11 protein-coding genes are annotated in these 13,914 nt (G+C 45.6%); 9 read left to right on the forward strand and 2 right to left on the reverse strand.

The genetic code is table 11. From position 1 onward, the window contains the following. The first annotated feature begins 4 nt into the window (after positions 1-4). From MHB63_09620 to qoxD, 5 genes are all read left to right on the forward strand, one after another. Positions 5-2,182, forward strand: coding sequence for a DNA topoisomerase III (locus MHB63_09620; GenBank protein ID MEK3806785.1), 2,178 nt, complete (start codon positions 5-7; stop codon positions 2,180-2,182). Positions 2,183-3,453: 1,271 nt separating this feature from the next. Beyond that, positions 3,454-4,503 carry a cytochrome aa3 quinol oxidase subunit II gene (gene qoxA, locus MHB63_09625; GenBank protein ID MEK3806786.1) on the forward strand — a complete coding sequence of 350 codons (1,050 nt, stop codon included), beginning with the start codon at positions 3,454-3,456 and terminating at the stop codon, positions 4,501-4,503. 20 nt (positions 4,504-4,523) lie between these two features. Beyond that, positions 4,524-6,470 (forward strand): cytochrome aa3 quinol oxidase subunit I, encoded by a 1,947-nt coding sequence (gene qoxB, locus MHB63_09630; protein MEK3806787.1) that lies wholly within the window; start codon positions 4,524-4,526, stop codon positions 6,468-6,470. A gap of 14 nt (positions 6,471-6,484) precedes the next feature. Beyond that, complete coding sequence (gene qoxC, locus MHB63_09635) at positions 6,485-7,123, forward strand: cytochrome aa3 quinol oxidase subunit III (protein ID MEK3806788.1); 639 nt, start codon at positions 6,485-6,487, stop codon at positions 7,121-7,123. Next, the gene (gene qoxD / locus MHB63_09640) at positions 7,116-7,427 is read left to right on the forward strand and encodes a cytochrome aa3 quinol oxidase subunit IV (GenBank protein ID MEK3806789.1); all 312 of its coding nucleotides are present in this window, start codon (positions 7,116-7,118) and stop codon (positions 7,425-7,427) included. Before qoxC ends, qoxD begins: the two co-directional genes overlap by 8 nt. A 40-nt stretch (positions 7,428-7,467) precedes the next feature. Here the strand turns inward: qoxD and MHB63_09645 are convergent, their stop codons facing one another. Further along, complete coding sequence (locus MHB63_09645) at positions 7,468-7,752, reverse strand: spore morphogenesis/germination protein YwcE (GenBank protein ID MEK3806790.1); 285 nt, start codon at positions 7,750-7,752, stop codon at positions 7,468-7,470. 326 nt (positions 7,753-8,078) lie between these two features. Here MHB63_09645 and MHB63_09650 point away from each other — a divergent pair, with 326 nt between their 5' ends. Beyond that, positions 8,079-9,026, forward strand: a complete 948-nt coding sequence (locus MHB63_09650) for an alpha-L-glutamate ligase (GenBank protein ID MEK3806791.1) — start codon at positions 8,079-8,081, stop codon at positions 9,024-9,026. A 61-nt stretch (positions 9,027-9,087) separates the two neighbouring features. Here MHB63_09650 and MHB63_09655 read toward each other — a convergent pair whose 3' ends face one another. Continuing rightward, positions 9,088-10,362: a YjiH family protein gene (locus MHB63_09655; protein MEK3806792.1), complete on the reverse strand. Its 1,275-nt coding sequence runs from the start codon at positions 10,360-10,362 to the stop codon at positions 9,088-9,090. 270 nt (positions 10,363-10,632) lie between these two features. Here MHB63_09655 and nfsA point away from each other — a divergent pair, with 270 nt between their 5' ends. From nfsA to MHB63_09670, 3 genes are all read left to right on the forward strand, one after another. Further along, entirely contained in the window at positions 10,633-11,382 is a 750-nt protein-coding gene (nfsA, locus tag MHB63_09660; protein ID MEK3806793.1) for an oxygen-insensitive NADPH nitroreductase, read from the forward strand. Positions 11,383-11,429: 47 nt separating this feature from the next. Beyond that, complete coding sequence (locus tag MHB63_09665) at positions 11,430-12,092, forward strand: type 1 glutamine amidotransferase domain-containing protein (GenBank protein ID MEK3806794.1); 663 nt, start codon at positions 11,430-11,432, stop codon at positions 12,090-12,092. A 206-nt stretch (positions 12,093-12,298) separates the two neighbouring features. Beyond that, entirely contained in the window at positions 12,299-13,909 is a 1,611-nt protein-coding gene (locus MHB63_09670; GenBank protein ID MEK3806795.1) for a gamma-glutamyltransferase family protein, read from the forward strand. Positions 13,910-13,914: the final 5 nt, after the last annotated feature.

Here is a 13,914-nt window from a genome sequence, read left to right on the forward strand (position 1 = left end):
GACTATGGGAAAAATTGCAGTACTTGCAGAAAAGCCTTCTGTCGGAAGGGACCTTGCAAGAGTGTTACAGTGCGGAAAAAAAGGCAACGGGTATTTTGAAGGCAGCAATTACATTGTGACATGGGCTCTTGGCCATCTTGTTACACACGCGGATCCTGAAGCTTACAGTGATTCCTACAAGACGTGGAAGATGGAAGATTTGCCGATGCTTCCAAACGAGCTGAAACTCGTTGTGATAAAAAAGACAAGCAAGCAGTTTCACGCGGTAAAAGCCGTTTTAAACCGCAAGGACGTGACGGAAATCGTCATCGCGACAGACGCCGGACGGGAAGGCGAGCTTGTTGCGCGGTGGATTATTGAAAAAGCGCATGTCCATAAACCGATTAAGCGGCTGTGGATTTCATCTGTTACGGATAAAGCCATTAAAGAAGGTTTCAAAAAGCTGAAAAACGGAAAAGACTATGAGCCTCTTTTTCATTCAGCTGAAGCGAGGGCGGAGGCGGACTGGATCGTCGGGATGAATGCAACGCGCGCGCTCACGACGAAGCACAATGCCCAGCTGTCATCAGGCCGTGTTCAGACACCGACGCTTGCCATTATTGCAGCGCGCGAAGAAGAAATCAGGCAGTTTCAGCCGAAAACGTACTACGGCCTGAAAGCCCAGACAAAAGAGGGGCTGCATCTCGTTTGGCAGGATGCAAAAACGAAGGATATCAAATCCTTTCAACAGGAGAAAGTGGCCGCTTTAGCAAAAGGGCTTTCCGGGAAGGATGCTGTCATCGTGTCGGCGGACAAAGCCCGCAAAAAGACGTTTTCTCCTGGTCTTTATGATCTGACGGAGCTTCAAAGAGATGCGAATAAACGGTTCGGATACTCGGCGAAAGAAACACTGTCCATCATGCAAAAGCTTTACGAACAGCATAAAGTGCTGACCTATCCAAGAACAGATTCGCGCTTTTTAAGTACAGATCTTGTCGAAACACTTGCAGAACGCGTAAAAGCCTGCGGAGTAAAGCCTTATGCAAAGGCAGCGATGAAGATTCTGCAAAAACCGATAAAGGCCAACTCATCATTTGTGGATGACAGCAAAGTGTCAGATCACCATGCCATCATTCCAACGGAAGAAACGGTAATTCCTTCTGCATTCAGCGACAAAGAGAGAAAAATTTACGATTTAGTCGTCAAGCGATTCCTGGCGGTTCTCTCTCCGGCATTTGAATACGAGCAAACATCCCTCACTTGCAGGATTGGAGATGAGACCTTCCTTGCAAAAGGAAAAGCGGTCCTCTCTCAAGGGTGGAAAGAAGTGTATGAGTATGAGGAGGAAGACGATAAGGACGGCCTTTCAGAGCAGCAGCTTCCGATTCTGAACAAAGGTGACGTGCTGAGCGTTAAGTCACTTGTACAGACAAAAGGGGAAACAAAGCCTCCGTCCCGCTTCAATGAAGCTTCCCTGCTTTCAGCGATGGAAAATCCGGCAAAATATATGTCAGGAAATGCAGATTTAAAGAAAGTCATCGGCGAAACCGGCGGCCTTGGCACCGTGGCAACCCGGGCGGATATTATTGAAAAGCTGTTCAACAGCTTCTTAGTTGAGAAAAAAGGAAAAGAACTTTTCGTCACATCCAAGGGGAAACAGCTTCTCGACCTTGTGCCTGAAGACTTAAAATCACCTGCCCTCACAGCGGAGTGGGAACAAAAGCTTACACAAATCGCCAAAGGCAAGCTTGCAAAGCAGGCATTCGTCCAGGAGATGAGGGACTATGCAAAAGCGGTTGTCCACGAAGTGAAAAACAGCAGCAAAACCTTTAAGCACGATAACCTCGTCGGCAAAAAATGCCCTGAGTGCGGCAAGCTTCTTCTTGAAGTGAACGGCAAAAAAGGAAAAATGCACGTATGTCAGGACAGGGAGTGCGGCTACAGAAAAGGAATCGCGCGCACAACCAATGCCAGATGCCCTGTATGCCATAAAAAGCTCGAGCTTCGGGGCGAGGGAGACGGACAGTTCTTCCTGTGCAAATGCGGCCACCGCGAAAAACTCTCCGCCTTTACCGAACGCAAAAAGAAAACCCAGAACACAAAAGTGTCCAAAAAAGAAGTCGCAAACTACATGAAAAAACAGAATGATGAATTATCAAACCCCGCTTTGGCAGATGCCCTGTCCAAGCTGAAGTTTGACTGACATGCAGCAGTCCCGGATTCGGGGCTGTTTTTTTTGTGCGGGGAGGATTTGAATTCGGTGATTTCCGTACCCTCTAAAACTGAAAAACGATGTGGGAGGGTAAGCAGCGGTTTGAATCGTATCCCGCCAAACCGTAAAACGATATGCGAGGGTAAGGAAACGCTGGAATCGCACCCTCTAAAACTGAAAAACGATATGGTAGGGTAAGCAACGGTTTGAATCGTACCCTGCCAAACCGAAAAACGGTATGCGAGGGTAAGCAAACGCCGGAATCGAACCCTGCCAAACCGAAAAACGATATGGTAGGGTAAGCAAACGCCGGAATCTTACCCCGCCAAACTGAATAACGATATGGGAGGGTAAGCAAACGCTGGAATCGTACCCTGCCAAACTGAAAAACGATGTGCGAGGGTAAGCAACGGTTTGAATCATACCCTGCCAAACCGTAAAACGATATGGGAGGGTAAGCAAACGCTGGAATCGTACCCTGCCAAACCGAAAAACGGTATGCGAGGGTAAGCAAACGCCGGAATCGTACCCTGTCAAACTGAAAAACGATGTGCGAGGGTAAGGAAACGCTGGAATCGCACCCTCTAAAACTGAAAAACGATATGGTAGGGTAAGCAACGGTTTGAATCGCACCCTCTAAAACTGAAAAACGATGTGCGAGGGTAAGCAAACGCCGGAATCTTACCCCGCCAAACCGAAAAACGATATGGGAGGGTAAGCAAACGCCGGAATCTTACCCCGCCAAACCGTAAAACGATATGGGAGGGTAAGGAAACGCCGGAATCGTCCCCCGCCAAACCGTAAAACGATATGGGAGGGTAAGGAAACGTCAGAATCGTACCCTCTAATCGCCCAATGCTCTTGCTTAAAAAGTCCTCTCCCAAACTAGATACAAAGACTGAGAGTTTGAACATATTACAGAGTTTACCCCTTCTGCAGCAAGGGTAAAAGGAGGTTTGATGCTCTCTTTACTTATTTATCCTTAAAAAGCAAAATTTTAATAAAAACACTTTCAATTCCATTAAAAGAAAGGACTGGAATAAATATGACTAAAGTATGATGAAAATGTGACATTTGTTTGAACGACTGATGAAATGTTCGTGACATTTAATGAAGGGTACTCACATGATGAAGCCTGCTCTGCTAGCATATAGAAGAAAAGAAAACGAAAACATCGTTTTTCTGCCATAATTTAAACGTGCTTTTTTTGCAAAAAGCATGCATAATAGTCATGCCATTAATTAGGAAGGAAGGTGAACCTGGTGTTCAAGCTGTTTAAACCGTTTTATGCGTTAGGTCTATTACTCTCTGTCTTTTTTCTGGGCGGATGCAGCAACTATGTGATCCTGGATCCGAAAGGGCCAGTTGCAGCTGCACAAAGTGACCTTATTCTTTTGTCGATAGGTTTTATGCTTTTCATTATAGCTGTTGTGTTTGTTCTGTTTACCCTCATTGTTATTAAATACCGTGAGCGCAAAGACAACCTTGAATATGAGCCGCCTGAAATGGAAGGCAGCAAATTTCTTGAGATTGTCTGGACAGTTATTCCGATTCTGATCGTAATTGCGCTGTCTGTTCCGACCGTTCAAACTATTTATGCACTTGAAAAGCCGCCTGAATCATCTAAACATAAGGAGCCTCTGGTTATACATGCAACATCGGTTGACTGGAAATGGATTTTCTCTTATGAAGAAGAGGGAATTGAGACTGTTAACTACTTAAACATTCCTGAAGACCGTGCTGTACTGTTCAAGCTTACTTCGGCTGACACAATGACAGCTTTCTGGATTCCGCAGCTTGGAGGACAAAAATATGCGATGTCCGGCATGCAGACTAAGCTTTATCTGCAGGCAGATGAGCCTGGAACGTATGCAGGCCGCAACGCGAACTTCACGGGTAAAGGCTTTGAAAGACATACATTCGATGTAGAAGCCATGCCTGAAGAAGAGTTTGAGAAGTGGGCAGAAGAAACAAAAGGTTCTGCACCTGAGCTAACGCAGGATCAGTACGATCAGCTTATGATTCCTGGCACAACTGGAGAAATGACATTCTCCAATACTCACCTTGAGTGGGTGGATCATTCTAAAGACTCTGAATATGCAGTGAGAGTCCGCGAACAGACTGATTATGAGCTTCACAAGCACGATGAAGTTGAACACTTGGAAAAAATCGATCCAAATAAAGAAATGAACATTGATCATACACAAAAATCAGAAGGTCATTCAGGACATGGTTCAGAACATTCTGAAGACGGGTCAGACCACTCTGAGCATGAATCAGACGAAAAGACTGAAGAAGAACATTCTCACTGAGAAGGGAGGAAACATCAACTATGAAATGGGATGAATTTATTGTTATGGGCGATCCGCTGATACTCGGCGCCCAAATCTCAATACTGCTTACATCCATCGCCGTTGTGGCAGGCCTTACCTATTTTAAAAAGTGGAAATGGCTCTGGACAGACTGGATTACGACTGTCGACCATAAGAAGCTTGGAATCATGTATATCATTGCTGCCATTCTTATGCTGTTCCGCGGGGGAGTAGATGCGCTCTTGATGCGCGCCCAGCTGACATTGCCAGATTCAGAGTTTCTGAATTCGCAGCATTACAATGAAATTTTCACGACTCACGGAACGATCATGATTATCTTCATGGCGATGCCGTTTTTGATTGGTCTAATGAACGTTGTTGTTCCTCTGCAAATTGGAGCGCGCGACGTTGCATATCCGTACCTTAACTCATTAAGTTTCTGGACATTCTTTGTCGGTGCGATGCTGTTTAACATTTCGTTTGTTATCGGCGGATCACCTGATGCAGGCTGGACGAGCTACACGCCTCTCGCAGGCAACGAGGCAAGTCCCGGACCTGGACAGAACTACTACCTTCTTGGCCTGCAGGTTGCCGGTATCGGTACCCTCCTGACAGGTATTAACTTCATGGTCACGATCTTAAAGATGCGTGCGCCTGGTATGACGCTAATGCGCATGCCAATGTTTACTTGGACATCTTTAATCACTTGTTTGATTATCGTGTTCGCTTTCCCTGTACTGACAGTTGCGCTTGCTCTCATGTCATTTGACAGGCTGTTCGGAACAGCTTTCTTCACCCTTGAGAACGGCGGTATGCCGATGTTATGGGCGAACTTGTTCTGGATTTGGGGTCATCCTGAGGTTTACATCGTTATCTTGCCTGCGTTCGGGATTTTCTCAGAAATCATCTCAACGTTTGCACGAAAAACATTGTTCGGCTATAAAGCGATGGTTGTTTCCATCGTTGCAATTTCTGGCCTAAGTTTCGTCGTTTGGGTTCACCATTTCTTCACGATGGGTTCAGGAGCACTTGTTAACTCGTTCTTCTCCATCACAACAATGGCGATCGCCATACCGACGGGTGTTAAAATATTCAACTGGCTCTTCACGCTTTACAAAGGAAGAATCAGATTTACTGTACCAATGCTCTGGTCACTTGCGTTTATTCCAAACTTCGTCATCGGCGGGGTAACAGGAGTTATGCTTGCGATGGCAGCAGCAGACTATCAGTACCACAATACGTACTTCCTGATTGCTCACTTCCATTACGTATTGATTGCCGGAACCGTCTTCGCATGTTTCGCAGGTCTGATTTTCTGGTATCCGAAGATGTTCGGACACAAACTGAACGAAAAAATCGGGAAAGTCAGCTTCTGGCTGTTCACGATCGGTTTCAATATCTGTTTCTTCCCAATGTACTTCCTTGGGCTTGCAGGTATGCCACGCCGTATTTCGACGTATGGCGCTGCAGACGGATGGACGGGGCTTAACGTGGTAGCATCCATCGGTGCAATCGGAATGGCACTTGGATTCGTTGTTCTCGTATACAACATCTACTACAGCTTCCGCTACTCTCCGCGCGAGCAAACTGGAGATGCATGGGACGGCCGTACGCTTGAATGGTCTACAACAACAATGATTCCGCCTCACTACAACTTCGCGGTTACACCTGAGGTAAAGGGTCTTGATGCATTCTGGCAAATGAAAATGGAAGAAAAAGAAACAGGCAAGAAAAAAGAAGTGGAATACAAGCCGATTCACATGCCTAACTACTCAGGCAGACCGTTCATCATGTCCGTGTTCTTCGGAATCAGCGGTTTCGCTCTTGTATTTGAATGGTGGATTCCTGCCATTGCCGGTTTAATCGGAATCTTTGCCTGCATGATCCTCCGTTCGTTCGAAGAAGATCATGGCTACTATGTAAGTGTTGAAGAAATTAAAGAAACAGAACAAAAAATATCTGTGTAAAGGAGGCGTGAATGATGGAACATGCACATCATCATGAAGAACATGATCCGAGTGTGCCTCTTGAATATCAATCTGAAATAGGCCGATTGAATATTCTTGGCTTCTGGATCTTCCTTGGTGCTGAAATTGCCCTGTTTGCAACGCTATTTGCGACTTACTTCGTTCTTGCGCCGATGACAGCAGACGGCCCGCTGCCGACTGATCTGTTTAAGATTGAAGGCGTCTTGATCATGACGTTTCTGTTGCTTACGAGCAGTTTCACATGTGGCCTTGCAATTCACGAATTGCGCCGTCACAACCAAAAAGGCGTCATCATGTGGACAATCATCACATTGGCCCTTGGACTGGGATTTGTCGGTTACGAAATATATGAGTTTGTAGAGTATGTTCACCATGGTGCTACATTGCAGTCAAGTGCAATGTGGTCAGCATTCTTTGTTCTTGCAGGAACCCATGGACTTCACGTCACCATCGGGATATTCTGGATCAGTTTCATCTTAATGCAAGTAAAGAAAAGAGGATTAACTCCTCAAACATCAGCTAAGCTGTTCATCTCAAGTCTTTACTGGCATTTCCTTGATGTTGTCTGGATTTTCATCTTTTCGGGAGTATACCTGCTCCTTATGATGGGAGGATTAAGTCCGCATGGCTAATAATCAGCAAAACACAGCAGGAGATCACAACCACTTTCCGTGGAGTCACGTGATAGGGTTTATCTCCTCGATTGTACTGACAATCGTCGCACTTTGGATTGGTTTATATACTGATTTTTCATTATCAATTAAAATAGCCGTTGTTTTCACTCTGGCATTCCTTCAAGCTGGCATTCAGCTCTTCATGTTCATGCACATGACGGAATCAGAAAGCGGAAACGTACAGGTTGTCAATACAGCATTCGCGATCTTTGTTGCCGTTGTAACAGTTCTTGGATCTGTATGGGTAATGAACGATCACTAATAAACAGAAAAAATCCCGGACTTTGGTGTCCGGGATTTTTTTATTTGATGATATCCAAATTGCTTTTAGGATCGGCTTTGCGTTTTAAGATCGGCTTCGCGTAAATCAGATAGGCTGCAACATGGGCGAACACCAGGTTAACAAGGAATAGTGACCCCCCGATAATGTGCAGCGGCATGGCAAGCTCCATTGTGGCAAACATTCCGAAGTACACCCACAGCATTAAGATGAACGGTATATGAAGGAGCGCCAGGCTTTTTCGCTGATCCCACAAGAAGAGCGGCGTAGCACTTACAATGAGCAAATAGACGAAGAATACATCCATGTTTAACAACTCCCGTTTAAAATTATTGTCAACGCTTACATAAATAAAAATGTGACAAACAAGAAAATATTTTGTGAACGTTTTGTTACAATTAGTATATCACATCAGGGTTAAAATTCCAGTGTTTCTAACTATTTCTTTTAATTAAATTTTCAAAAAATAAAACATCATACATTCTCTTATTCTTATTCTATTTTTAACTGCCCGCATAAGAACAAATTCTTTGTCCATGCCACTAACTGACAGAACCTTATAAATTGACAGATAATTGATGGGTATAGTAGGATTAGGCTAATTTATGTACAACAGGATGGGGGATATATGAAATGAGCAAAGTGTATATTATTCATGAAAATAAAGAGTGGACAGACCATCTGACGAAAAGACTGGACGAACTGAATGTTCCATATGAGGAATGGCATCTCGATCAGGGGCTTGTGAATCTGTCTGAAGCACCGCCTGAGGGAATCTTCTATAATCGCATGAGCGCTTCTTCACATACGAGAGGCCACCGGTATGCACCGGAACTTGCAGCGTCTGTGCTGTACTGGCTTGAACGCCATAACCGCAAAGTCTATAACGGCAGCAGGGCTATTCAGCTTGAAGTGAGCAAGGTTGCTCAGTATATGACCTTAAATGAGCACGGCATTCAAACTCCGAAAACAACAGCTGCTGTTGGAAAAGAGGCTGTATTAAACGCAGCAGCCCAATTTGAAGGAAAACCTTTCATTACAAAGCATAACCGTGCAGGAAAAGGACTTGGTGTTCAGCTTTTCCATTCCATTGAAGGACTGAAGCAGTATGTGGAAGGTCCGGATTTTGAGGAGCCGGTAGACGGCATTACTCTTATTCAGGAATACATTCAGGCGCCTGAGCCGTATATCACGCGCTGCGAATTTGTTAACGGCAAATTCCTGTATGCTGTGCGAGTAGACACGTCAGAAGGATTTGAGCTTTGCCCGGCTGACGCCTGCCAGATTGGCGATCTCTTCTGCCCGGTTGGAGAGGAAGCTCCTGTCAAACCAAAGTTCCAGATTGTTGATGACGTGAATGAAGAAAGCATTTCAAAATATGAAACGATGCTGAAAGCAAATGACGTTAAAGTGGCAGGTATTGAATTCATCCGCGATGCAAACGGCGAGATCTACACATATGATATCAATACCAACACAAATTATAATGGAGACGCAGAGGCGGCGGCAGGGAAATACGGCATGCTCGAAATTGCGAAGGTGCTGAAAGCAGAGCTTGAGAAAATGGCGCTGACTGTATAAGAATATAGACTGATAAACAGCAAAAGACCGTCTGGGGAAGCCAGACGGTCTTTTAACGATTTTAAAACAATATATGAGCAATACCGACAATCACCGGCAGTGTAATCAGTGTACGGAGCAGGAAGATAATCACGAGATCTTTAAAGGAAACCGGGATTTTAGATCCTAGCAGCAGTCCGCCCACTTCAGACATATAGATAAGCTGTGTGACAGATACACAGGCGATAATGAACCGGGTCATCTCACTTGTAATATCAGCAGCGAGAACAGTTGGAAGGAACATGTCGGCAAATCCGACAACAAGTGTTTTTGATGCTTCCTGTGCTTCTGGTATCTGCATCAGTTCAAGCAGCGGAATAAACGGCATGCCAAGCCAGTCAAAAACAGGCGTGAATTCAGCAACGACCAGCGCAATGGTTCCAAGAGCCATAACAATCGGGGCTACACCCATCCACATATCAAGAATGTTTTTAGCGCCGTCCTGGAAAAATGCTGCTGTGCTTTTATTTTCTTCTGCTTTTTTAAGCGCCTGTTTATACCCCCAGCTGAATGGCGTATAGCCCTCAGGCACGGCTTCTGAAATTTGTTCCTCTTGTCCGTTGTAATACGTATCTGCTTTTACAGAAAGCGGAGGTATTCTCGGAAGAACAAGAGCTGCAATGATTCCTGCAAATGTGACTGTCAGATAAAAAGGCACAAACATATGACCAAGGTTAACCTGAGAAATCACGACAAGGCTGAATGTAATGGAAACCACAGAAAAGCTTGTTCCGATTATGGCAGCTTCCCTCTTCGTATAAAAGCCCTCTTCATACTGTTTGCTTGTCAGCAGCACGCCGATGGTTCCGTCCCCGAGCCAGGAAGCGACACAATCGACAGAAGATCTGCCGGGAAGCTTAAAAACAGGTCTCATAAATTTAGCAAGCAGTGAACCGAAAAGTTCAAGCAGTCCGAAGTTTAATAGCAGAGGCAGAAGCAGCCCTGCAAAAAAGAAAACGGAAAACAAAATCGGAAGCAGATCATTAAGCAGAAGTCCTCCGGTGTTTTCAGACCAGATCCATTCCGGGCCTGCTTTAAAAAGCGTAAGCACGGCGAAAATGGCGCCAAGTACACGTGCAATCACCCAGATAACCGGAACATCAAACAAGGTTGTAAAGAACGGGCTCTTTGCAACGAAGTCCGGTTTCATCCATTTGGCTGCAAGTGTCCCGATAAGTGTCAGGATAATGATAACAGTCATGACCGCCGGAAGCGACGGGCCAAGAGCCTTCTGCAGCATTCCGGAGAAGATGGCGATTGGAATGGTCACTTCACCTTTATAGCTGATCGGAACCATAAATAAAAGAATTCCCAGCAGGGAAGGGAAAATAAATTTTAGTTTGTTTTTCGTCTGTGAAGTCAATTCAGATGCTCCTTACGTAAAAGTACATATTTATGTAACCTGTGTTATTTTAATGCAAACAGGGAGAAAAGCCAATGCCTTTAAGCAAATTTCCTGTATTTTCTCCTTTTTTTACCCTGTAAAAGTGTTCCCTAAGCCTAGTATCTGCAAAAAAGGTGAAACTTAGGTAAGATAAGAAAAACGAACAAAAAGGAGAGGGATCCTATGAACCAGACCATTGAAACCATGCTGTCACACAGGTCAATCAGAAAATTCGAAGACAGGGCGCTGAGTACTGAACAAATCCGGACGATTGTCGAAAGCGCCCAGGCAGCATCCACATCAAGCTTCATACAGGCTTATTCTATTATTGGAGTCAAGAATCCGGAAATGAAGAAGAGGCTTGCGGAGCTTGCCGGCAATCAGCCGTATGTGGAAGAGAACGGTCACTTCTTTGTTTTTTGCGCGGATTTGCACCGGCATGATGTGCTTGCGGAAATGGAAGGTGTCAGTCTTGACGAATCCCTAGAAAGTACGGAAAAGTTCATGGTCGCTGTCATTGATGCAGCTCTTGCTGCCCAAAATGCCGTCATTGCTGCTGAGTCCATGGGGCTTGGAGCCGTCTACATCGGAGGTTTGAGAAACAGCCTTAAAGAAGTGTCAGAGCTCCTCAAAACCCCTGAAAGAGTGCTGCCGCTATTTGGACTCGCTGTCGGATATCCGGCTCAAAACCCGGATAAAAAACCGAGAATTCACTTGGAGCATGTTTATCACGAAGATGTGTATGAAACGGATGAGGCTGTCTATAAAAAACAGCTCGAAGATTATAACGAGCTTATTTCGGAGTATTACCACGAGCGGACTTCGGGCAAGCGCAGCGATACATGGACAGGTCAAATGGCCTCCATGCTTTCAAAACCGACGAGAATGTACATGAAAGAGTTTACGAAAATAAAAGGGTTTAATAAAAGATAAGCCGGGAAAACTTACTGCGAATGACACTTTTTAAAGGAGCGGTAAACATGGCAAAAAAAATTCTTACAGTCGTGACAACAGCAGATAAAATAACCGATGAGCATAAAACAGGGCTTTGGCTTTCTGAATTTGCAGAGCCGTATGAAGAGTTCACTTCAAACGGATATGAAGTGACAGCGGCGAGTCCGAAAGGCGGGAACGTGCCGCTGGATCCAAACAGTTTAGAAGGCGTTGAAGAAAATCAATGGCAGGAAGCAAGACGTGTTCTGCAGCAAACGGTGCATCTTGATGAAGTAAACGGAGAAGAGTATGACGGGATCTTCCTTCCCGGCGGCCACGGGACGATGTTTGATTTTCCGGACAACAAAAAACTGCAGGAGCTCCTGGTGCATTTCGCTGAGTCTGATAAAGCGATTGGCGCAGTATGCCACGGACCAGCCGGACTTGTGGGTCCCGTTCTTTCAAACGGAAAGCCTTTAGTAGAAGGAAAGCGCCTGACAGGATTTACCGACGAGGAAGAAGTAGATACAAAGCTCGATCAGTATATGCCGTTTTTGCTTGAATCAAAATTAGTCGATCTTGGAGCCGAATTTATCAGAGCCCCTAAATTCACAGACCATACAGAAGTAGACGGCAAGCTTGTGACCGGACAAAATCCGCAGTCAAGCTTTAACACGGCGAAAGAATTTGTAAAAGTATTATCTAAATAACCTAATCCGGCAGATTTCTGCCGGATTTTTCTGTAATAAAAAGAATCATTTTGCTGAAGATTGTTTCACGTGAAACGCAGAAAATGAAACTTAAAATCGATTTATAGCGGATGATCCTGAAAGGCTTAATAGATTGAATATTTAACGTTTTCAGATATACTTTAGAGAAACGACATAATATGCGTTGTCAAATAAGGAGGTTACTTATGAAGTTTGATTATCTGTACCATCCATACCCGTCTGAAAGGCAAACGGTCTTTTCAAAGAAAGGCATGGTTGCCACTTCGCAGCCTCTGGCTGCACAGGCAGGGCTCGATATATTGAAAAAAGGAGGGAATGCCATTGACGCGGCTATTGCGACAGCGGCAGCACTTACTGTCCTTGAACCGACCTCAAACGGGATTGGCGGAGATGCATTCGCTCTCGTATGGACGAATGGCAGTCTGTACGGATTAAACGCAAGCGGTCCTGCGCCGTCTTCTCTGTCCATCGAAGCCGTTAAAGCAAAAGGGCATACTGAAATGCCTGTCTATGGAGTAACCCCGATCACCGTTCCCGGTGCGCCGTCTGCCTGGGCGAAGCTGTCAAAGAGATTCGGGAGACTGCCCCTGCAGGAAGTGCTGGCCCCTGCAATCAGCTATGCCGAAGAAGGATATCCGCTCACGCCAATCCTCGGGAAATACTGGTCACTGGCGTATGATAAATTTAAGCGTACTCTTTCCGGTCCTGAATTTGAAGCGTGGTTCGAGACGTTTGCACCTGATCACCGTGCTCCGAAAATTGGAGAAGTATGGCGCTCGCCTGGACATGCTGCCACCCTTAAGGAAATAGCCGAAACAGAAGGAGAAAGTTTTTACCGGGGAAACCTGGCGGAAAAAATCAGTTCATTTATTCAGGAACAGGGCGGCTACTTGTCGAAAAAGGATCTCGCTTCCTATGAAGCTGAGTGGGTGGACCCGATTTCCGTCCGCTACAAGGGCTATGATGTCTGGGAAATCCCGCCTAACGGACAGGGTCTTGTCGCATTGCTTGGTTTAAATATTGTAAAAGGGTTTGATATCCGTGAAAAAGACAGTCTGGAAACCTATCATAAACAAATAGAAGCCATGAAGCTTGCATTTACAGATGGAAAAGCATACATAACAGACCCGAAAGAGATGAAAATCACCACAGAAGAACTGCTGAGTGATGCTTACGGAGAGCAGCGCCGCGCAGAGATCAAAGAGCATGCTGTGGAGCCTTCCGCCTATGAGCCTGCTAAGGGCGGAACGGTGTATTTAGCCGCTGCAGACGGGGAAGGAAACATGGTTTCGTTTATTCAGAGCAACTATATGGGGTTCGGCTCAGGAGTGGTCATTCCGGGTACCGGCATTTCGATGCAGAACCGCGGGCATGATTTTTCCCTTGATGAAACGCACCCTAATGCCCTGAAGCCCGGCAAAAAGACGTATCATACGATTATTCCGGGATTTTTGACGAAAGGGAATGAGGCGGTTGGGCCCTTTGGTGTAATGGGGGGCTATATGCAGCCGCAGGGGCATATGCAGGTTGTCATGAATACCATTGACTTTGGTCTTCATCCGCAGGCTGCACTCGATGCACCGCGCTGGCAGTGGATGGAGGGGAAAAAGGTACTTGTAGAGCCGCAATTTCCTTCCCATCTAGCGCAGGCTCTCGCGAGAAAAGGACATCAGATCAAGGTTGCTGTTGATAAAGGAGCTTTTGGGCGCGGACAGATTATATGGAGAGATCCTGAAACGGGCGTGCTGTCCGGCGGAACAGAATCCAGAGCAGACGGGGTCGTTGCATCGTGGTAAAAGAG

Origin of the sequence: Bacillus sp. FSL H8-0547, assembly GCA_038002745.1 — a bacterium.
Lineage (GTDB): Bacteria > Bacillota > Bacilli > Bacillales > Bacillaceae > Bacillus_P.

Coding starts and splice junctions, on each gene's coding strand:
- MHB63_09655 (MEK3806792.1), bottom strand. CDS start 10,362: ATGGTTCCGATCAGCTATAAAGGTGAAGTGACCATTCCAATCGCCATC.
- MHB63_09650 (MEK3806791.1), top strand. CDS start 8,079: ATGAGCAAAGTGTATATTATTCATGAAAATAAAGAGTGGACAGACCAT.
- qoxB (MEK3806787.1), top strand. CDS start 4,524: ATGAAATGGGATGAATTTATTGTTATGGGCGATCCGCTGATACTCGGC.
- MHB63_09665 (MEK3806794.1), top strand. CDS start 11,430: ATGGCAAAAAAAATTCTTACAGTCGTGACAACAGCAGATAAAATAACC.
- MHB63_09620 (MEK3806785.1), top strand. CDS start 5: ATGGGAAAAATTGCAGTACTTGCAGAAAAGCCTTCTGTCGGAAGGGAC.
- qoxC (MEK3806788.1), top strand. CDS start 6,485: ATGGAACATGCACATCATCATGAAGAACATGATCCGAGTGTGCCTCTT.
- nfsA (MEK3806793.1), top strand. CDS start 10,633: ATGAACCAGACCATTGAAACCATGCTGTCACACAGGTCAATCAGAAAA.
- qoxD (MEK3806789.1), top strand. CDS start 7,116: ATGGCTAATAATCAGCAAAACACAGCAGGAGATCACAACCACTTTCCG.
- MHB63_09645 (MEK3806790.1), bottom strand. CDS start 7,752: ATGGATGTATTCTTCGTCTATTTGCTCATTGTAAGTGCTACGCCGCTC.
- MHB63_09670 (MEK3806795.1), top strand. CDS start 12,299: ATGAAGTTTGATTATCTGTACCATCCATACCCGTCTGAAAGGCAAACG.